This is a genomic window from Nonomuraea maritima (assembly GCF_900100395.1).
Taxonomy (GTDB): domain Bacteria; phylum Actinomycetota; class Actinomycetes; order Streptosporangiales; family Streptosporangiaceae; genus Nonomuraea; species Nonomuraea maritima.
In genome coordinates this window covers 304,335-321,905 of sequence record NZ_FNFB01000002.1, presented here as the reverse complement: position 1 = coordinate 321,905, position 17,571 = coordinate 304,335, and the positions used below count along the sequence as shown (strand labels likewise).

Below are 17,571 nucleotides of genomic sequence, written 5' to 3'. Positions count from 1 at the left end.
CGGGGGAGACCATGGCAGGAAAATTCATCATTAGCGAGGACGAACAGGGCAGATACCGCTTCTCCCTGGTCGCCAACAACGGTCAGACGCTCGCCGTCGGCACCGGCTTCCTCACGAGGATGGCCTGCATCAACGGCATCGAAACCGTCCGCAGGAACGCTCCGGAAGCCCCCATCGAAGACCTGCCCCCTCGCAACCACGAGTGAGGGGCCCGCAGCCGCACCCGCGACAGCGCTCATGGTGAGTGGCGACGTTCTGATGGGCCGGCGGTCGCGGGTGGTGCCGGGAGCGGTGGTGGCGGTGGTGGTGGGTTGGGGCTATTGGGCTGGAGCCTGTTGCTCCGGGGTGCGGTTCCTGCGTCGGCGGTGGACGGTGAACCATGCCACGGCGGCGATGGCGAGCAAGGCTACGGATGCGGCTGCCACGGGGGAGCGGGCGGCCAGCTGCAGCCAGCCCCAGACGACCGCTGACAGGCCGAACCACCACATGGGGGCCCAGGTCAGGCAGCCGAGGGCACTCGTCACGACGTACCAGGGGTACGAGACGCGTAGCGCCCCGGCGACCCACGGGAGCGTGTGGCGCAGGACGGGCACCCAGAAGCAGCCGTAGACGGCCAGCGCCCCCCACTTCTCGACGACCTGCTCGACCTTGGCGATGCGCTCGCGGCCCACCTTGACGCCGATGCGCGACTCGTACAGTCGCTCGCCCAGCCTGCGGCCGACCCAGTAGTAGACCTGGAACGCCGCGAAGAGGGCCAGGATCAGGATGGCCCCCACCAGCCAGTAGGGCAACGCCAGCCAGTACGGCGCAGTGGGCTCGGGGACGGCCGACGTCGCAAGCAGCATGTGCCACCCCTTCCTAATGATTAGGCGAGCCTTACCTTAGTTCAAGGTTGGACGTTTCGGCTACAACCACCTGCAACCGGCCGACAAGCTGGAGTCAACCCCTCTGCCTCACTCTAGGTGCGAGGACGAAGAGGTGGTGACCCATGGCGAGCAGAAGCGCGGCCGTCCTGGCAGGTGGGAAGAACGTCGTCAGGCTGTTCGTGGCTGCCCTGGCGTTCACCGGCGCGTACGCGGGCCTGTCCGCCTCCGGCGACGCGGGCTACGGGGCCGAGCCCGCCGGCTCCTCCGCCTACGGCGCCCGCCCCGCCCGGCTCCCGGCCTCCGGCGACACCGGCCCCGGCGCTCAGGTCTCGGCCTCCGGCGAAGCGGGCCCCGGCGCCAGGCCCGTCGGGCAGGTCGAGCTCTCGGTCCGCGCGACCCCCGCCGCCTCCGCCGCGACCCCCGCCGCCTCCGGGCGGCCGGGCACGGTCACCGTCGACATCGGGGGACGCGGCGGCTGCACCGGCTCGTACGTGGCCCGCAGCCTCCTGGTCAACCCCGCCCCCGGCACCGGCCTGCGCTACCACTGGCGGCTCGCCCGCTGGAGCCCCACCACCGGGACGTGGCGGACGTACCAGCGCGGCTACGACGGCTTCACCGGCGCCGACCGCGCCGTGGAGTGGCGGCCGGAGATCGCGGCCAACCCGGGAACGTACCGCGTCGAGCTCACGGCGGGCCGGTCCGCGACCGTCACGAGCGAGCGTTTCCAGGTGAGCTGCTGACGGCCTGCCGCGCCGCCTCCACCCAGCGCGGCACGCCGACCCGCTCGGCGACCTCCAGAGCCTTGACGTAGTGCTCGCGCGCCGCCTCCGGCTGCCCCAGCCGGATCGCCAGGTCGCCGAGGGTCAGCGCCACCGGCCACAGCGCCACCACGCCCGTGCCGGCGCCCGCCACCCGGTCGGCGAACGGCTTCAGCTTGTCGTAGCAGTCGACCATCCGCTCGCGGTCGTCGAGCAGCATGCCGGTCAGCGCCCGCCAGGTCATCGCCAGCTCGTACAGGAAGTCGGGCCGCACCGGCGGACGGGTCGCGGCCACCGCCTTGGCGTCGTCGACGTGACCCGCCGAGGCCAGCGCCAGCGCGTAGGCGTCGAGCGTCCACTTCGCGCCGCGCTGGTGGGCCTCGGCCAGCAGGTCGACCGTCTCGGCCGCGCGTCCGGCCACCAGGTTGAGGCAGAACGTCGTGATCAGCGGAAGGTCCTGGCGGCCCTCCAGCATGCCGGCCCGCGCCGAGACGCGCGCCGCCTCGCGGTAGGCCCGCTCGGCCCCCGCGTAGTCGCCCGCGATCATGAGCCGCTGTCCGGAGTACCAGACCACGACGGCGGCGGGCGCCGACAGGTCGTACTGCTTGGCCAGCCGGTCGGCCGCCGTGGCGTGCTCGTCGGCCACGGCGAAGTCACCGCGCGCCGCCGCGCACTCGAGCAGCACGAGGTGGGCCAGCGCCTGCGTGGCCATCTGGCCGGAGCGCTGGGCGACCTCCAGCAGCTCGCGTCCGATGCTCTCGCGCGAGTCGACGGCCGGGATGTCGTACGACTGCCGCAGCCGTCCGCTGAGCGCCGCCGCGATCACCGCCGGGTCGCCGCTCTGCCGGGCCAGCTCCAGCGCCTCCAGCGACGCCTGCCGCCCGCGCTCGGGCGCTGAGGAGCCCTCCAGCTCCAGGGCGAGCGTGGTGAGCAGGCTCGCCCGCAGCCGCTGCTCGCCCTGCGGCAGCTCCATGAGCGCCTTCTCGGTGACGTCGACGATCTCCCACGCCGTACGGGTGAAGTCGCGCGCCATGCCCTTGTGCGGCACCGCGAGCGACGCCGCCACCTTCGCCGTCATCTCGAGGTCGCCGAGCGGCAACGCGGCGTCCATGGCCTGGCGGCGCAGCAGCCGGGCCGCCTGCATGTCGCCGCACAGTGCGAGCGCCCTGATCTGGCGCAGCATCAGCAGCAGCCGCTCCTTGACCCGCTCGGGCTCCTGCCGGTCGGGCTGCTCGTCGGTGCGGGACCGGTCGAACGCGGCGATCGCCTGCTCCCACAGCGTGACCGCCTCGCGGTGCGCGAAGCGCCGCTCGGCCTGCTCGGCGGCGAGGCCCGCGTAACGGACCGCCTTGCCCGCCGCGTCGGCCAGGGAGTAGTGGTGGGCGAGTGCCGCCACGTCGGAGGGCGCGTGCTGCTCGATGGCCGCCGCCACGGCGGCGTGCAGCCGGGTACGGCGCAGCCGGGAGGCGTCGGAGTAGATCGTGTCGCGCACCAGGTCGTGGTCGAACCTGAGCAGCCCGGGCCCCGGCTCGGTGACGAGCCCGGCCAGCAGGGCCGCCTCGACGGCCTCGATCACCGCGTCCTCGTCGCCGGCGACCGCGATCAGCACGTCGAGGTCGACGTCGCGGCCGATGACGGCGGCCTGCAGCAGGATCTGCTGGGCGCCCGCCGGCAGCCGCGAGATGCGCCGCCGCAGCACGTCGCGCACACCGGACGGCACCTGCGACAGCACCTCGGTGGCGCTGGCCCGGTCGGCCGCCCCCTCGGAGTCGAGCAGGCGCACGGTCTCGCGGACGAAGAACGGGTTGCCGCCGGTGCGCTCGACGATCGACTCGACGGCGTCGTCGTCGATCTCGCGGACACAGGTGGCCTTGACCAGCTCGGCCACCGCCTTGGGATCGAGCCCTGACAGGCCCACGCGAACGGGGCCGAGGCGCGCGAGGGCGGCAAGCACGTCGGACTGGCGGTCGTCGAGCTCGCTCTCGCGGCACGTCACCACGAGCAGCACGCGGCTGGTCGCGAGGAGGCTCGGCAGCGCCCGCAGCAGGGCCAGCGTCTGGTCGTCGGCCCAGTGGAGGTCTTCGAGCGTCAGCAGGACGGGGCCGCGCCGCGCGACCCCGGCGAGGTAGCCGCCGACCGCGCGGTGCAGGCGGAAGCCGCCGGAGACCTCGTCCTCGTCGGGGTCGGGGGCGGCGTCGTCGAGCAGCGGCGCGAGCAGCTGGGCGTACTCGCCCGCGCCGGTCATGCCGATGAGGGCGCGCAGGATCTCGACCCACGCCCAGCCGGGCGGGGTGGCGCTGGAGTCGGGGCAGGCGCCGGAGGCGGCGGTCCAGCCGTCGGCGGCGAGCCGGCTCTCCAGCTGGCGCAGCAGCGTGGTCTTGCCCGCGCCGGCCACCCCGGTCACGACCGCGACCTGGAAGCGGCCCGTACGGGAGGCGGCCGTCGTCAGCCGGGCGAGCTCGGCGTCGCGGCCGACGAACGGCTCGGGCTCGAGCGGCGGCGGCTCGACCGGCTGGGCCGGGCGGGGCGGCCAGGTGTCGGTGACCTGCGGCGCGACCCTCGGGGCCCGTGCGGGCGGCGTCAGCTCCAGCTCGGGCGACTGGGACAGGATGTCGGACTCGAGCTTGCGCAGCGCGGGACCGGGATCGATGCCGAGCTCGTCGGCGAGCGTCGCGCGGGCCCGGCGCAGCGCCGCGAGGGCGTCGCCCTGCCGGCCGCAGCGGTAGAGGCCGAGCGCGAGCAGCCGCCAGCCCTCCTCGCGCAGCGGGTGCTCGGTGGTGAGCGCTTCGAGGTCGGGGACGGTCTCGGCGTGCAGGCCGAGCCGCAGCCCGGTGTCGGCGTGGCGTTCGCGGGCCACGAGGCGCAGCTCGGTGAGGCGGTGCACCTCGGCCTCGGCCCACGCCTGGTCGGCGAAGTCGGCGTAGGGGGTGCCGCGCCACAGCCCGAGCGCCTTCTCCAGGCGGGCGCGCGCCGACTGCGGGTCGGCCTCCTCGAGGTGCTCGCCGGCCGAACGGACGTACTGCTCGAACCGCAGGGCGTCGACCTGTTCGGGTGCCACGCGCAGCGCGTAGCCGGAGGCGACGGTCACCAGCAGCCGGTTGGGGCCGCCGCGCGGGCGGCCCGGCTCGAGCACCCTGCGCAGGCGGGAGATGTAGACCTGCAGACCCGACTGCGCGCCCTTGGCGGCGTCGTCGGTCCACAGATCGTAAAGAATCGTGTCAACGGGCACGACCTGCCCCCTGGCCACGAGAAGTCGGGCGAGGACGGCCCGCTGTCGCAGACCGCCGAGGTCGAGTTGGTCGTCGTGTTCGTACGCCTCGACCGGCCCCAGAACCCGGAACGCCACCATGTCAGCCGCCACGCTATGCGCGCCCCGGAATCACGCACAAGGCCCGTGCTCGATTAACCCGCGATCGGTCCGGGATTGTCACTGCGGCCTCACGAGGCAGCCCGGCGGCGACCGTGGCCTCGAGGCGAGCCGGCGGCAGCGCGGCATCCATGACGTTCGTCACTTCCTGGTTTCGGGGGCGGGACATCGGCTTCAGCAAGTGGTCAACGGGGGGTCTTCGAGATCGCGGACGGGGGCTGCGCGCCGGCGTTCCTGCCGTCGCGCCGGCGCAGCAGCGCCCAGGCGCCGAGTGCCAGACCGCCGAACGGGATCTCGACAGTGTAGGTCCAGAAGCCGAAAAGCAGCGCGGTCGCCGTCGCCGGGGCGACCGGCACGCCGAACGCCGTGGTGAGCAGCAGCACCACCCCGCCCTCCATGATCCCCGCCCCGCTGGGGGTGATCAGCGCGCTCGTGAGCACCCGCGACAGCGCGAAGACGGCGATCGACTGCGCGAGCCCGGGCCAGGCGCCGGTGGCCTGCATGCAGACCGCCATGATCGCCCACTGGAAGCCGAGGAAGAACACCATGCCGAGCGACAGCCCAGGCCACCGGGTGTGGACGACGTCGGCCGTGTCGGCGCGCAGCCGCTGGAACTGCTCGGAGGCGTGGAACCGCAGCCGCAGCAGCCGCGTGAGGCCGTCGAGCGCACGGCCGAGCAGGGCGGCGGCGCGGTCCCAGTAGAGGGCGGCCGCCACGACGGCGCACAGCGCGAGGATGGAGACGGCGCCCGTCCAGCCCGCTCTCGCCACGGTGGCGTTGGGCGCCTCGCCCGCGATGAGCAGCGCGATGATGCCGACGGCCGGCAGGATGAATCGGAACAACGTGTTCCAGATGCCGCTCACCAGCGTCATGACGACGATCGCCCGGTTGGCGAAGCCCCAGCCGCGCGTCATCGCGAACGACAGCGCCACGCCGACCGCGCCGCCGAACGGCAGCAGGTTGCTCACCGCGCTACCCGCCGCGTTGAGCGCGAGCCCCTGCAGATTGTTCAGCCCGGGCAGCGAGTTGGTCAGCACGAACGTGTACGCGAGCAGGCTCAGCAGCCACAGCGCGGTCATGAGCGCGATCTGGCCCGCGCCGAGCGAGCTGAACACCGCGCCGATCTCGCTCCAGGAGACCGGCTTGCCGGTGAGGGCGTGCACGATCTGCGGGAGGTAGACCACGAGCAGCACGGCCAGCCCGAGCGACAGCACGGACAGGACGATCTGGAGCCACTTGTTCTTCATCGAGGTCCAGTCTGCCGGTTTTCTGCGGCCCGCCTCGCCGTCCGGAGGAGTTACTTGGGCCACCGCTGGAAGGGATGCGTGAGGCGGGTGCCCGGCGGCACGTCGCGGCGGACGTACCACTCGGTTCCGAAGACGAAGCGGTAGATCGGGCCAGGGACCTTCAGCATGACGGCGAGCGTGCGGTCGCTGTCGCCGCCGCTCGCCTGGGAGGCGTGCGCGGCCATGGCGGCGCGCTTCTGCCGCGCGTACCGCCGCACGTTGACCCGGTGGGTGATCACCTCGCCCGGCGCGTACGCGCTCTCGAACGTCCGCGGGTCGAACTCCGGCGGGAACCGGTAGAAGCGGCCCGCCACCTTCAGCAGCCACAGCAGCGGGTCGCGGTTGACCGTGGCCTCCAGCACGACCGGGGTGCCCGCGATCTGCGCGGCGCGCCGGCCCACGCGGTGGACCTGCACGTGGTCGGGGTGCCCGTAGCCGCCCGCCGGGTCGTAGATGGTCAGCAGGCCGGCCTTCTCCTCCTGCAGGATCGCCGCGAGCTTCTTGGCGGCCTCCTCGGTGTCGGCGTCGATGAAGGCGTTGTCGGGCCGCTCGTCGGCGACGCCGCCCTCGGGACGCAGCCCCGAGTCGCCGTAGCCGAGGCACTCGACCCGGGCGCAGCCGAGCAGCGCGGCCGACGTGTAGAGCTCCTTGAGGCGGGTCTCGCCCAGCTGCTCACCCGGCTCCATCTCGGCGAGGCCGCGCTCGCCCGCGGTGGCGACCACGAGGACCACGCGGTGTCCCTCGGCCGCGAGTTTCGCCATGGTGCCCGCCGTCAGCAGGGCCTCGTCGTCAGGGTGAGCATGGAAGAACACAGCGGTACGTGGAGGCACACGCCCAGATTAGTCTGGGAGGGGTGCGGATCTTTCACGTGAGTGACTGTTACCTGCCGCGACTCGGGGGGATCGAGGTCCAGGTGGCCGATCTCGTGCGCATGCAGCGCGCGGCCGGCCACGAGGTGTCCGTCGCCACCGCCACCCGCGGCGAGCCGCTCGACGGTGTGCGGCGCATCGTCGCCCGGATGCCTTTCGACCTGCCGGTTCACCCGTTCGGCGTGGGCCGGCTGACGCGGTGGATCGTCTCGGGGCGGCCCGACGTGGTGCACGTGCACGCGGGGGCGGTCTCGCCGTTCGCGTGGATGGGCGTGCGTGCCGCGTACCGGGCGGGAGTGCCGTGCGTGGTGACGGTGCACAGCATGTGGGATCCGGGCACGCGGGCGCTCTACCGGCTGCTGAGGCTGGCGTTCGGCTGGCAGCGCTGGCGGCTGGTCGCGACCACGGTGAGCAACGCCGCCGCGGCGCCGATCCGCGCCGTCGCGGGGTCCGGGGTGCCCGTGCGGGTCGTCTCCAACGGGCTCGACCTGTCGGGCTGGGCGCCGCCGCCAGGGGCGCCCGTCCGGCGCGACGAGGTGCACGTCGTCGCGGTGGGACGGCTCGCGCCGCGCAAGCAGCCCGTCCGCCTGCTGCGGCTCCTGCTGGCGGCGCGGGCCCGGGTGCCGTCGGAGATCCCGATGCGGGCCACGATCGTCGGCGACGGCCCGGCTCGCGGGCAGATGGCACGTTTTCTGGACAGGAACGGTATGACGGGCTGGGTGTCGTTGCCCGGCCGCTACACCCGCGAGCAGATCGCCAAGGTGCTGGAGTCGGCCGACGTGTTCGTGGCGCCCGCGCCGCGCGAGTCGTTCGGGATCGCGGCGCTGGAGGCGCGCGCGGCGGGCCTGCCCGTGGTGGCCCGGGCGCAGAGCGGGGTCGCCGACTTCGTCAGCGACGGCACCGAAGGGCTGCTCGGGCGCACGCTCGGCGACCTCGCGCGGGCGGTGGCGCGGCTGTGCCGCGACGCCGATCTGCGCACGTCGATCGCCGCGCACAACCGCGCGACGCCGCCCGCCGCCGGGGCGTGGCCCGCGGTGCTCGACGGCTTCGAGGCGGCGTACGCACAGGCACGCGAGCGCAGGCACGGCGGACGGGCTCCCCGCGACCCCGCCTGATCACGGCAGGGTCGGCGACGGGCTTCGCGCGGCCACGCCTGTGTGCCGGGCGGGCTTCCCGCGCCCTGACTGTGCCGGGCGGGGTCGCGGGAAGCCGTCGTGTGCTCCGGTCAGGAGCAGGCCGACTGCACCTTGGTCGTGTAGTCGTTCATCTTGCCGGCGAGCGCCGCGACGCCGGACTGGTCGCCGTTCTCCATGCCCGCGAAGCCGTCGGCGAGGTCGTTCAGCGCCGAGGCCAGGTCGCCGTCGTACTTGCCCGCCAGGTCCTTCATCTTGGTGGCGGCGCTCTTCGAGGCCTCCTGCAAGGCCGCGGTGTCGGTCACGTTCTTCGTGACCGCGGTGCTCCACTCCGTCGCGATCTCGCTGGCTTCGGTGGCGGCGGTGCCGCAGTCCATGGCCTGCCCGACCGCTCCGCAGGAGGTGACGGCGAGAGCGGCGAAAGTCAGCGTCGCGGCCGAGACGGCCAGGCGGCGACGGCGGGGGGTGGTCATTTCCGTGCCCTTCGTTGGTTGACGAACGACGAGCAGCCTAGGGCAGCGGCTTGATCATCACTTGCACCTCACTAACACCAATGGCATCAAGTTTGTGTAAATCCGTGCAGAAGTGCACGTACGACATCATCTGGTTCGGGCAGCGGCAGGTCGAGAAGCCCCCGGTACGAGACGAGGCCCGCGAACAGGTCGGTGAGCAGCCACAGGTCCGCGTCGGGGCGGAGCTCGCCGCGGGAGATCGCGCGCTCGTACACGACCCACGAGCGTTCCATGCGGGTGCGCATGCCGGTGCGGACGATCTCGGCGACGGCGGGGTCGCGGCCCGCCTCGCCGTACACCTGCTTGGCCAGGTGCGCCATTCCGGGGAGTCGCCAGAGGGCGAGGGTGTCGGCGACCACCGCACGCAGGTCGCCGGCGAGTGATCCGGTGTCGGGGACGGCGACGTGGGCATCCATGAAGCCGGAGAGAGTTTCGAGCAGAATGTCGCGTTTTGTGCCATAGCGCCGGAAGACGCTCGCCCTGCCGACACCCGCCGTGGCGGCGACGTCGTCGACGGTGAAGTCCAGGCCGCGGGAGAGCAGCAAGTCGGCCGCGGCCTGCCGGATGCGGTCGTCGACCGTGGGGTCGGGCTTGCGCCCACGAGCGGACATTGTGATACTCCCAGTATCTGATACTTGCGGTCTCAACTTCCAGGGACGGTTATGAGAGTAGTGGTGATCGGAGCCGGGGTAGCGGGGCTCGCCCTCGCGCGCGGCCTTCTGCTCGCGGGCCACGACGCCGAGGTGTACGAGGAGGCCACCGAGCCGCGCACGGCCGGGGGCTCCGTCACGCTCTGGCCAGGCAGTACCGCCATCCTCAAGGAGCTCAAGGTCGACCTCGCCGGCATCGGCAGGCGCCTGGAGACCATGGAGTCGTGGGACGGCGCAGGTCGCCCTCTGTTCACCGTCGACCTGACGGCCGCCGAGCGCCGCTTCGGCCATCCCACCGTCCACATCGCCCGCCGCGAGCTCGTCGAACTGCTCGCCGACGGGGTGCCCGTGGCGTACGGCGCACGGGCCGAGCACGTCGTCCCGGAGCGGGCGGAGGTGCGGCTGGCCGATGGTGACACCGTCCGCGGCGACGTGCTCGTGGGGGCCGACGGCCGCCGTTCCACGGTGCGGGCCGCGCTGTGGGGCGACGACCCGGCCGGACTGAGCGGCTGGGTCACCTGGCAGGGTTTCGCCACCCGGCCCACCGCGCTGACCGAGCAACGGCGGGCGATCATGATCCCCGGCGCGCGCGGCCTGTGCGGGCTGATCCCGGCGGGCAGGGGACGGTTGCTGTGGTGGTTCGACGTCAGGTCGGCTACCGGCCGGCCCTTCTGGGCGGACGACCCCCATGTCGTGGCCCGGCTTCGCGAGCGGTTCGCCGGCTGGCCCGACCCGGTGCCGGCCGTCCTGGAGGGCCTCGCGGACGCCGACTTCTTCCCCCACCACCGGCACCGCGTCCCCTCGGCGTGGGGCAGGGGGCCGGTGACGCTGGCGGGCGACTCGGCGCACACCATGCCGCCGACCATGGCCCAGGGCGCCAACCAGGCCCTGGAGGACGCCTGGCTGCTCACCCGCTCGATCGGCGACCTGCGCGGCTACGAGCGGGCCAGGTCGAAGGTGGTGCGCAGGCCCGCCCGGCTGGCCGCGACGGAGGTCACCAACGTGCAGCGGATCTTCGCGGGGCTGATCCCCGACCGGCTCGCGACCAGGATGTACGCCGCATGGCTGCGCGGCGCCAGCAACTACCTCTTGACAGCGTCGTGATCGCCCGCCGACGATGTCGCATATAGAGCAACTCATCGCGTAATGCGCAACAAGGCGGTGTTGGTTGAGCAGCACGTCCAGCCTGGTACCGACCCTTCCCGGTCGTTCGTACACCGATCCCGAGATCTTCGAGGACGAGCAGGCCAAGATCTTCGAACGTCTCTGGTTCTGTGCGGTCCGGGCCGAGGACCTGCCGAAACCCGGTGCGTTCCGTACCGTTCAGGTGGGCAGGGAGAACGTCATCGTCGTCCGCGGTCGCGACGACCGGCTGCGGGCCTTCCTCAACGTCTGCCGCCACCGCGGCGCCCGCCTGTGCCTGGAGCAGGCGGGCGAGGTCAAGAGGACGATCAGGTGCGCCTACCACGCGTGGTCCTACGACCTCGACGGACGGCTGGCCGCCGCGCCCAACCTGGTCAAGATGCCCGACATCGACCGCGTCGCGTACGGACTCGTGCCCGTCGAGCTGCGCGAATGGCTCGGGTACGCCTGGGTCTGCCTGGCCGACGACCCGCCCTCGTTCGAGGAGAACGTCATGGGCGCGGCCACCGAACGGCTCGGCGACCTCGCGTCCATCGACCGCTACCACGTCGACAAGCTCGCACTCGGCCGCCGCATCACCTACACGGTCAAGGCCAACTGGAAGCTCCTGGTCGAGAACTTCATGGAGTGCTACCACTGCGCGACCATCCACCCCGAGCTGACCGCCGTGCTCCCCGAGTTCGCGGGCGGCTACGCGGCCCAGTACTACGTGGGCCACGGCGCCGCGTTCGCCGACCGGGCGCAGGGGTTCACCGTCGACGGCAGCGCCGGTTTCGGCAAGCTGCCCGACGTGGCCCGGGAGCAGGACCGCCGCTACTACGCGATCACCGTCAAGCCGCAGGTGTTCGTCAACCTGGTGCCCGACCACGTGATCCTGCACCGGATGTTCCCGATCGCGGTCGACCGCACGGTCGTCGAGTGCGACTGGCTCTACCACCCCGACGTCGTGGCGTCGGGAGCCGACCTGTCGCACTCGGTCGAGCTGTTCCACCGGGTCAACGAGCAGGACTTCGACGCCTGCGAGCGGACCCAGCCCGGCATGGCGTCACGCGCGTACCGCGAGGGCGGGGTGCTCGTGCCCAGCGAGCACCACATCGCCCAGTTCCATCAGTGGGTGGACCGCCGCCTGCGCGGATAGCGCACGGTCAGCTTCCCGTACGTCGCCCGGCCGGTGATCACCACGTACAGCGCCTCCGGGCGGCGGCGGCCGGGCACGTCGCAGGCCACCCGCCCCCAGTCGGTACGGAAGCCGTCCACGTTCGCCGTGGCTCCCTCCGGCAGGGTGATCCAGGCTGAACCGAAGGGGAGGTCGAGCTCGATCTCGACGACCGGATGCTCGATGACGGCGCCGGACAGGTCGAGCTTGACGCTGCCGAACCTGGAGGACGCCCGCAGCCGGCGCGGCACCGCCCAGTCGCCCGAACGCTTGAGTGTGCCGGACGCGGATTCGAGCTCGACCACCTCGTCGGCGCGCGGCTCGTCGGACGGCAGGTCGGAGACGAGGCCGATCAGGTCGGCGTACGTCTTGGCGGTCAGGGCGAGCTCAAGCCGGTCCTCGAGTTCCACCTCGTCGAGGCGGCCCTCCGAGAACGCGCGCTGCAGCTGCCGCGCGGCGCGCTCCCGGTCGGAGTCCGACACTCGCATCTGTAATTCCGACATGTTTTGAGCATAGGTTCGCGACACTCAGAACGGGAGGCGCCGGCCCGAGGGGGTGCGCAGATCGAGGGGGACGTCCTTGCGGTCGGGACGGGGGCGGTGAATCACTTGAACTCTCTTCACAAGGTATGACGTACCCCGTGGGGATCTCTTGAAGTCATCAAGTTTGGGTAGCGTGATGGTGATGCCGGCTGAGACCTTCCACCATCCGGCCCTCTTCTACCGAGGCGACCGGGAGTACGTGGCTGCCACCACGTCCTTCGTCCGCGACGGGCTGGCGGCGGGCGAGCCCGTCGCGGTGGCCGTCCCGTCCGACCGGCTGCGGCTCATCAGCTCCGCGCTCGGCGCGCAAGCAGGCCTGGTGCGCCTGCTCGACATGCGCGAGGCCGGGCGCAACCCGGGCCGCATCATCCCCGCCGTGTTGCGCGACTTCGCCGACCGGCATCCCGGCCGGCGCGTGCGCATCATCGGCGAGCCGATCTGGCCCGGCCGCACCGCCCTCGAACGTCCTGCCTGTGCCCAGCACGAGGCGCTGATCAACGTCGCGTTCGCGGGGCGCGAGGTCACCATCCTGTGCCCGTACGACGCCGCCCGGCTCGCGCCAGAGGTGCTGGACGAGGCCGCGCGCACCCACCCCGTGCTGCGCGATCACGCGGGGGAGCGGCCCAGCGGCGAGTACGCGCCCGAGCTGGTGCTCGACGCCTGCAACCGGCCCTTCGACGAGCCAGGCAGCTGCGTGTCGCTGCCGTTCGACCGCACCGACCTGTCGGCGGCGCGCGCACTCGCCGTACGCGAGGCCGCCCGCCTCGGCATCGACGGCGACCGGCTCGACGACATCCGGCTCGCGGTGACCGAACTCGGCGCCAACAGCCTCGACCACGGCGGCGGCTCGGGAACGATCCGGGTGTGGGACGACGACGGCCTGCTCGTGTGCGAGGTCGCCGACCGTGGGCACATCACCGACCCGCTGGCGGGCCGCCGTCCGGTCGACGCGCACAGCCCAGGCTCACGCGGCCTGCTCATCGTCAACCTGGTGAGCGACCTCGTCCGCGTCCACACCGCGCCCGGCACGACCGTGGTCCGCGCCTACTTCGCATCCCACCGCCCCTGAGGGGGCAGGCCCTACCGAGGGTCGCGTACGCGCAGGTCGCCGGCCTGTCTCCGGGCCGTCCCCCACCCGGGTGCCAAGGGGTCGCTCAGGGCCGTTTCCGGCCGATCTCCGATGGTCGGCTGGCGCGCGTTCCACGAGCTTGGAGGCATGAGGGGATTACTCGTCAGCGCGATCGCGACCATCGGCGCGGGCAGCGCCGCCATGACGGTCCTGCACGCCGACGCGGGCCTCGACCCGCTGCACAGCGTGATCAGTGAGTACGCCTTCCAGCCCGCAGGCTGGCTGCTGCCCACGTCGCTGACGGCGTTCGCCGTGGGCGCGGTCCTGGTCGCCGAGGCGCTGCGCCGGGCCGGGGCCGGACGCTGGACCGTCGCGCTGCTGCTCGCGTGGGCGGCGAGCATGGTGCTGATCGGGGCCTTCCCCACCGACCGGCCCGGCGTCCCGCTGTCGCTGTCGGGCGGCATCCACCGCTACGCGGCCTTCGTGGCGTTCCTCGTCATGCCGGTGGCCGGCCTGCTGCTGGCCCGCGCGCGGCTGCGCTACGCCGCCGCGCTGCGCGTCCTCAGCGCCGTCGCGATCGGCGCTCTCGTGCTGGTCGTCGTCCCGTACGTGGTGCGCGTGTTCGGCATCCCGCTGACGAACGACGACATCCCCGCCGGGCTCACGCAGCGGGTGGTGGTCGTCACCGAGGTGGGCGTTCTGGCGCTCGCCGCGCTGTCGATGCTCGGGGCGCCGGCCCGCCGCGTGTACGGCCTGGCCCGGGCGTGAGACAGGCGTGAAAACCGCCACCCGGGTAGAGGCCCGACCATGACGATACTGATCGCGTACGACGGATCCGAGGACGCCAAGGCGGCGGTGGCCTGCGCGGGGCGGCTCTTTCCCGGCAGGACGGCGGTGGTGCTGACCGTGTGGGAGCCGGTGGCGATGACCGCCGCCATGGCCCCTGCCGGGATCATGATGCCGATCGCCCAGGCCGGCGTCGAGGACGAGGCCATCCGGCAGGCGATGACCGACCTGTCCCAGCAGGGCGCGGATCTGGCCCGCGAGGTCGGCCTGGACGCGCACCCGCGCTGCGACGTCGACACCGCGGCCATCTGGGGCACGATCGTGGACGTGGCCGCCGAACTGGACGTCGAGGTGATCGTGACCGGCTCCCGGGGGCTGGGCGGCGTGCGCTCCCTGCTGCTCGGCAGCACGTCGACCCGGGTGCTCCACCACGCGAAACGCCCCGTCCTCGTGGTCCCCGGCCCCGACAAGGACACCTGACGACCCTGAGCTCGCGCGCCCGTTCCGGGCGAGCAAGCATGAGCGCGCCTCCGCCCATGTTCGGGCGAAGGCGCGCTGAGCGTTCACCGGGCCGTCGCCGCGTGCTCATGGTGGATGGGGCAAAGTGGGTCCTCTTGGTAGGAAAGAGGAGGCTTGTCCTATGGCAGGGGGCTCACCGGAAGGACTGGCGCGGCGGCTCGGCACCACGGACGCCGTGGTGGTGGGGCTGAGCGCGATGATCGGCGCGGGCGTGTTCGCCGCGTTCGCGCCCGCCGCCGCGGCGGCGCACGGGTGGCTGCCCCTCTCGCTCGCCCTCGCCGCCGTCGTCGCGTACTGCAACGCCACGTCCTCGGCCCGCCTGGCCGCCGTCCACCCCGAGTCGGGCGGCACGTACGTCTACGGCCGCCGCCGCCTCGGCCCGCTCTGGGGATACCTGGCGGGCTGGGGCTTCACCGTCGGCAAGACCGCCTCCTGCGCGGCCATGGCGCTCACGTTCGCCTCCTACGTCGCCCCCGGGTACGAGCGGCCGGTGGCCGTCGCGGCCGTGGCCGCGCTCACCGCGCTCAACCTGTTCGGCGTGCAGCGCTCGGCCGGGGTGGCGAAGGCGATCGTGGCGTTCGTGCTGGCCATGCTCGCGGCGGTCGTCGTCGCCGGGCTGCTCGGGCCCGAGGGCGACGGTCCCGGCTGGTTCACGGCCGCGCCGGGCGAGCAGGTGACCGCGTGGGGTGTGCTGCAGGCGAGCGGCCTGCTCTTCTTCGCCTTCGCCGGGTACGCCAGGATCGCCACGCTCGGCGAGGAGGTCCGCGACCCCGCGCGCGTCATCCCCCGAGCCGTCGGCATCGCGCTCGGCGTCACGCTCGTCGTCTACACGCTGGTCGCGTCGGCCGCGCTGCGCACGCTCGGGCCCGGCCCGCTGGCCCGCTCCACCGCGCCGCTGGCCGACGTCGTACGCGAGGCAGGGGCCGGCGGGCTCGCCCCCGCGGTGCAGGCAGGCGCGGCGGTGGCGGCGCTCGGGGCGCTGCTCGCGCTGCTGCTCGGCGTGTCCCGTACGGTGCTCGCGATGGCGCGTGAGCGCGACCTGCCCGGGGCGCTCGCGGCGGTGGACCCGGTGCGGCAGACGCCGCGCCGGGCCGAGGCGACGGTCGGCGTCGCGGTGATCGTGCTCCTGCTGGTGGCCGACCTGCGCGGGGCGATCGGGTTCTCGTCGTTCGGCGTGCTGGTCTACTACGCCATCGCCAACGCCTCGGCGCTCAGGCTGAGCCGCGACGAGGGCGCGCCGCCGCGCGTCGTCCCGGTGGCCGGGCTGGTGCTCTGCCTGGTGCTGGCGGCCACGCTGCCGGCCGGCTCGGTGCTGGCCGGACTCGCCGTCTTCGCCGCCGGGCTCGCCGTTTATCTGCTACGCCGCCGCCCCCTCCAGCGGCTAGGGTGAACGTCATGACGACGTACGCGGTGATGATGACCCCCTAGGGGGTTCTTCGCCGCGTCGAGGCCCTGCTGTCAGGGGCCTCGCGTCACGTGGTCAGGGGCCCCTCGGGAGGCACCCGGTGTACATCACGACGACCATTCCCTACGTCAACGCCCGCCCGCATCTCGGGCACGCGCTCGAACTCGTCCAGGCCGACGTGCTCGCCCGGCACCACCGGCGGCGCGGCGAGCCCGTACGGTTCCAGACCGGCACCGACGACAACTCACTGAAGAACGTGCTGGCCGCCGAGGCGGCGGGCGTCGGGGTGCGGGAGCTGGTCGACCGCAACGCCGCCGCCTTCGAGGGGCTGCGCGGCGCGCTCGACCTGTCGTTCGACTCCTTCATCAGGACGAGCACGCACCCCGGACACCGCGCCGGTGTCGAGCGCATCTGGCGGGCCACCGCGCACGACCTCTACACCCGCCACTACGAGGGCCTCTACTGCGTGGGCTGCGAGCAGTTCTACCCCGAGGGGCCCTGTCCCGACGGGCACGAGGCGCCTCTGCAGCAGGTGTCGGAGACCAACTGGTTCTTCCGGCTCTCCCGTTACCAGGACGAACTGCTCGACCTCATCAGGAGCGGGCGGCTGCGCGTCGAGCCCGCCGCGCGCCGCAACGAGGTGCTCGCGTTCGTCGCGGCCGGGCTCGACGACATCAGCGTCTCCCGGTCCGCCGCGCGGGCGCGCGGCTGGGGCATCCCCGTGCCGGGTGACCCCGCCCAGGTCGTCTACGTCTGGTGGGACGCGCTGGCCAACTACGTCACCGCGCTCGACGACGCCGGCTACGAGCGCTGGTGGGTGCGCGAGCCGCGCAAGGTCCACCTCGTCGGCAAGGGCGTGATCCGCTTCCACGCGGTGTACTGGCCGGCGATGCTGCTGTCGGCGGGGCTGCCCCTGCCTACGGCGATCTTCGTGCACGACTACCTCACCGCCGGCGGCCGCAAGATCAGCAAGTCGTCGGGCAACGCCGCCGACCCGGCCGCGCTCGTGCACGCGTACGGGGTGGACGCCGTGCGGTGGTGGCTGCTGCGCGAGGTGCCGCGCGTGGGCGACGCCGACTTCACCGACGCCCGCCTGGTCGCGCGGGCCGACGAGGACCTGGCCAACGGTCTCGGCAACCTGGTCAGCCGGGTGGCCGTCATGGTCTGCCGCTTCCTGGACGGCCACGTCCCCCCGGCGGGGGAGCCGCTCGCCGAGGTGTCGCGGGAGGTGCACGAGGCGTTGGAGGACGTCGACTTCCGGCGCGCGGCCCGCGCCGTGTGGCAGCTCGTGGAGGGGGCCAACGCCTACGTCGAGCGCACCCGGCCGTGGCAGCAGGACACCGCCGGGCGTGAGAAGTCGCTCGGCACGCTGGTGGGCGCCTGCCGGGAGCTGGCCGTACAGCTGGAGCCCTTCCTGCCGGGTGCGGCGGCGCGGGTGGCGGCGGCGGTGGGCGGCGACCGGCTGTCCAGGCCCGAGCCGCTCTTCCCGCGGCTGTCCCGCCCGTAGCCG

At 73.1% G+C, this 17,571-nt stretch carries 17 protein-coding genes; 10 read left to right on the top strand and 7 right to left on the bottom strand.

Annotated elements, in window-relative coordinates; all coding sequences use genetic code 11:
• The first annotated feature begins 11 nt into the window (after positions 1 to 11).
• On the top strand, positions 12 to 206 hold the full coding sequence (locus tag BLR04_RS05080; RefSeq protein ID WP_090760086.1) for a YegP family protein: 195 nt from the start codon (positions 12 to 14) through the stop codon (positions 204 to 206).
• Positions 207 to 317: 111 nt separating this feature from the next.
• Here the strand turns inward: BLR04_RS05080 and BLR04_RS05075 are convergent, their stop codons facing one another.
• A complete protein-coding gene (locus BLR04_RS05075; RefSeq protein WP_090760084.1) occupies positions 318 to 845 on the bottom strand; it encodes a DedA family protein in 528 nt (175 codons plus the stop codon).
• A gap of 143 nt (positions 846 to 988) precedes the next feature.
• Between BLR04_RS05075 and BLR04_RS05070 the strand changes: the two genes are divergently transcribed.
• Positions 989 to 1,606 (top strand): hypothetical protein, encoded by a 618-nt coding sequence (locus BLR04_RS05070; RefSeq protein WP_090760082.1) that lies wholly within the window; start codon positions 989 to 991, stop codon positions 1,604 to 1,606.
• Here the strand turns inward: BLR04_RS05070 and BLR04_RS05065 are convergent.
• The 3 genes from BLR04_RS05065 to BLR04_RS05055 form a co-directional block, all read right to left on the bottom strand.
• Positions 1,575 to 4,973, bottom strand: a complete 3,399-nt coding sequence (locus tag BLR04_RS05065; RefSeq protein ID WP_090760079.1) for an ATP-binding protein — start codon at positions 4,971 to 4,973, stop codon at positions 1,575 to 1,577. The genes BLR04_RS05070 and BLR04_RS05065 overlap by 32 nt on opposite strands.
• A 203-nt stretch (positions 4,974 to 5,176) precedes the next feature.
• Positions 5,177 to 6,238, bottom strand: a complete 1,062-nt coding sequence (locus BLR04_RS05060; RefSeq protein WP_090760077.1) for a lysylphosphatidylglycerol synthase domain-containing protein — start codon at positions 6,236 to 6,238, stop codon at positions 5,177 to 5,179.
• A gap of 50 nt (positions 6,239 to 6,288) precedes the next feature.
• Positions 6,289 to 7,107, bottom strand: a complete 819-nt coding sequence (locus tag BLR04_RS05055; protein ID WP_245740034.1) for a PIG-L deacetylase family protein — start codon at positions 7,105 to 7,107, stop codon at positions 6,289 to 6,291.
• A gap of 38 nt (positions 7,108 to 7,145) precedes the next feature.
• Here BLR04_RS05055 and BLR04_RS05050 point away from each other — a divergent pair, with 38 nt between their 5' ends.
• Positions 7,146 to 8,261, top strand: a complete 1,116-nt coding sequence (locus BLR04_RS05050; RefSeq protein WP_090760073.1) for a glycosyltransferase — start codon at positions 7,146 to 7,148, stop codon at positions 8,259 to 8,261.
• Between the two features lie 110 nt (positions 8,262 to 8,371).
• Here the strand turns inward: BLR04_RS05050 and BLR04_RS05045 are convergent, their stop codons facing one another.
• Together BLR04_RS05045 and BLR04_RS05040 are read right to left on the bottom strand one after the other, a co-directional pair.
• A complete protein-coding gene (locus tag BLR04_RS05045) occupies positions 8,372 to 8,752 on the bottom strand; it encodes a hypothetical protein (protein WP_090760071.1) in 381 nt (126 codons plus the stop codon).
• A gap of 86 nt (positions 8,753 to 8,838) precedes the next feature.
• On the bottom strand, positions 8,839 to 9,402 hold the full coding sequence (locus tag BLR04_RS05040) for a TetR/AcrR family transcriptional regulator (protein ID WP_090760069.1): 564 nt from the start codon (positions 9,400 to 9,402) through the stop codon (positions 8,839 to 8,841).
• Between the two features lie 51 nt (positions 9,403 to 9,453).
• Between BLR04_RS05040 and BLR04_RS05035 the strand changes: the two genes are divergently transcribed.
• Both BLR04_RS05035 and BLR04_RS05030 read left to right on the top strand, forming a co-directional pair.
• Positions 9,454 to 10,545, top strand: coding sequence for an FAD-dependent oxidoreductase (locus BLR04_RS05035; protein ID WP_090760067.1), 1,092 nt, complete (start codon positions 9,454 to 9,456; stop codon positions 10,543 to 10,545).
• A 64-nt stretch (positions 10,546 to 10,609) separates the two neighbouring features.
• Positions 10,610 to 11,722: an aromatic ring-hydroxylating oxygenase subunit alpha gene (locus BLR04_RS05030; RefSeq protein WP_090760065.1), complete on the top strand. Its 1,113-nt coding sequence runs from the start codon at positions 10,610 to 10,612 to the stop codon at positions 11,720 to 11,722.
• Here BLR04_RS05030 and BLR04_RS05025 read toward each other — a convergent pair.
• Positions 11,692 to 12,243 carry a DUF1707 SHOCT-like domain-containing protein gene (locus tag BLR04_RS05025; RefSeq protein WP_245740033.1) on the bottom strand — a complete coding sequence of 184 codons (552 nt, stop codon included), beginning with the start codon at positions 12,241 to 12,243 and terminating at the stop codon, positions 11,692 to 11,694. The two genes, BLR04_RS05030 and BLR04_RS05025, sit on opposite strands and share 31 nt — an antisense overlap.
• Before the next feature lie 181 nt (positions 12,244 to 12,424).
• Between BLR04_RS05025 and BLR04_RS05020 the strand changes: the two genes are divergently transcribed.
• From BLR04_RS05020 to BLR04_RS05000, 5 genes are all read left to right on the top strand, one after another.
• On the top strand, positions 12,425 to 13,351 hold the full coding sequence (locus BLR04_RS05020; protein WP_090760745.1) for a sensor histidine kinase: 927 nt from the start codon (positions 12,425 to 12,427) through the stop codon (positions 13,349 to 13,351).
• A 147-nt stretch (positions 13,352 to 13,498) separates the two neighbouring features.
• Entirely contained in the window at positions 13,499 to 14,119 is a 621-nt protein-coding gene (locus tag BLR04_RS05015) for a DUF998 domain-containing protein (RefSeq protein ID WP_176902941.1), read from the top strand.
• 39 nt (positions 14,120 to 14,158) lie between these two features.
• Positions 14,159 to 14,617, top strand: coding sequence for a universal stress protein (locus tag BLR04_RS05010; RefSeq protein ID WP_090760059.1), 459 nt, complete (start codon positions 14,159 to 14,161; stop codon positions 14,615 to 14,617).
• Between the two features lie 160 nt (positions 14,618 to 14,777).
• Positions 14,778 to 16,046, top strand: a complete 1,269-nt coding sequence (locus BLR04_RS05005; protein ID WP_090760058.1) for an APC family permease — start codon at positions 14,778 to 14,780, stop codon at positions 16,044 to 16,046.
• Between the two features lie 115 nt (positions 16,047 to 16,161).
• Positions 16,162 to 17,568 carry a methionine--tRNA ligase gene (locus BLR04_RS05000; protein ID WP_090760056.1) on the top strand — a complete coding sequence of 469 codons (1,407 nt, stop codon included), beginning with the start codon at positions 16,162 to 16,164 and terminating at the stop codon, positions 17,566 to 17,568.
• Positions 17,569 to 17,571: the final 3 nt, after the last annotated feature.

Excerpts from the sequence above, each read along its gene's own strand:
- BLR04_RS05080 (WP_090760086.1), top strand. The coding sequence starts at position 12 with ATGGCAGGAAAATTCATCATTAGCGAGGACGAACAGGGCAGATACCGC.
- BLR04_RS05075 (WP_090760084.1), bottom strand. The coding sequence starts at position 845 with ATGCTGCTTGCGACGTCGGCCGTCCCCGAGCCCACTGCGCCGTACTGG.
- BLR04_RS05070 (WP_090760082.1), top strand. The coding sequence starts at position 989 with ATGGCGAGCAGAAGCGCGGCCGTCCTGGCAGGTGGGAAGAACGTCGTC.
- BLR04_RS05065 (WP_090760079.1), bottom strand. The coding sequence starts at position 4,973 with ATGGTGGCGTTCCGGGTTCTGGGGCCGGTCGAGGCGTACGAACACGAC.
- BLR04_RS05060 (WP_090760077.1), bottom strand. The coding sequence starts at position 6,238 with ATGAAGAACAAGTGGCTCCAGATCGTCCTGTCCGTGCTGTCGCTCGGG.
- BLR04_RS05045 (WP_090760071.1), bottom strand. The coding sequence starts at position 8,752 with ATGACCACCCCCCGCCGTCGCCGCCTGGCCGTCTCGGCCGCGACGCTG.
- BLR04_RS05040 (WP_090760069.1), bottom strand. The coding sequence starts at position 9,402 with ATGTCCGCTCGTGGGCGCAAGCCCGACCCCACGGTCGACGACCGCATC.
- BLR04_RS05035 (WP_090760067.1), top strand. The coding sequence starts at position 9,454 with ATGAGAGTAGTGGTGATCGGAGCCGGGGTAGCGGGGCTCGCCCTCGCG.
- BLR04_RS05025 (WP_245740033.1), bottom strand. The coding sequence starts at position 12,243 with ATGTCGGAATTACAGATGCGAGTGTCGGACTCCGACCGGGAGCGCGCC.
- BLR04_RS05020 (WP_090760745.1), top strand. The coding sequence starts at position 12,425 with ATGCCGGCTGAGACCTTCCACCATCCGGCCCTCTTCTACCGAGGCGAC.
- BLR04_RS05015 (WP_176902941.1), top strand. The coding sequence starts at position 13,499 with ATGAGGGGATTACTCGTCAGCGCGATCGCGACCATCGGCGCGGGCAGC.
- BLR04_RS05010 (WP_090760059.1), top strand. The coding sequence starts at position 14,159 with ATGACGATACTGATCGCGTACGACGGATCCGAGGACGCCAAGGCGGCG.
- BLR04_RS05005 (WP_090760058.1), top strand. The coding sequence starts at position 14,778 with ATGGCAGGGGGCTCACCGGAAGGACTGGCGCGGCGGCTCGGCACCACG.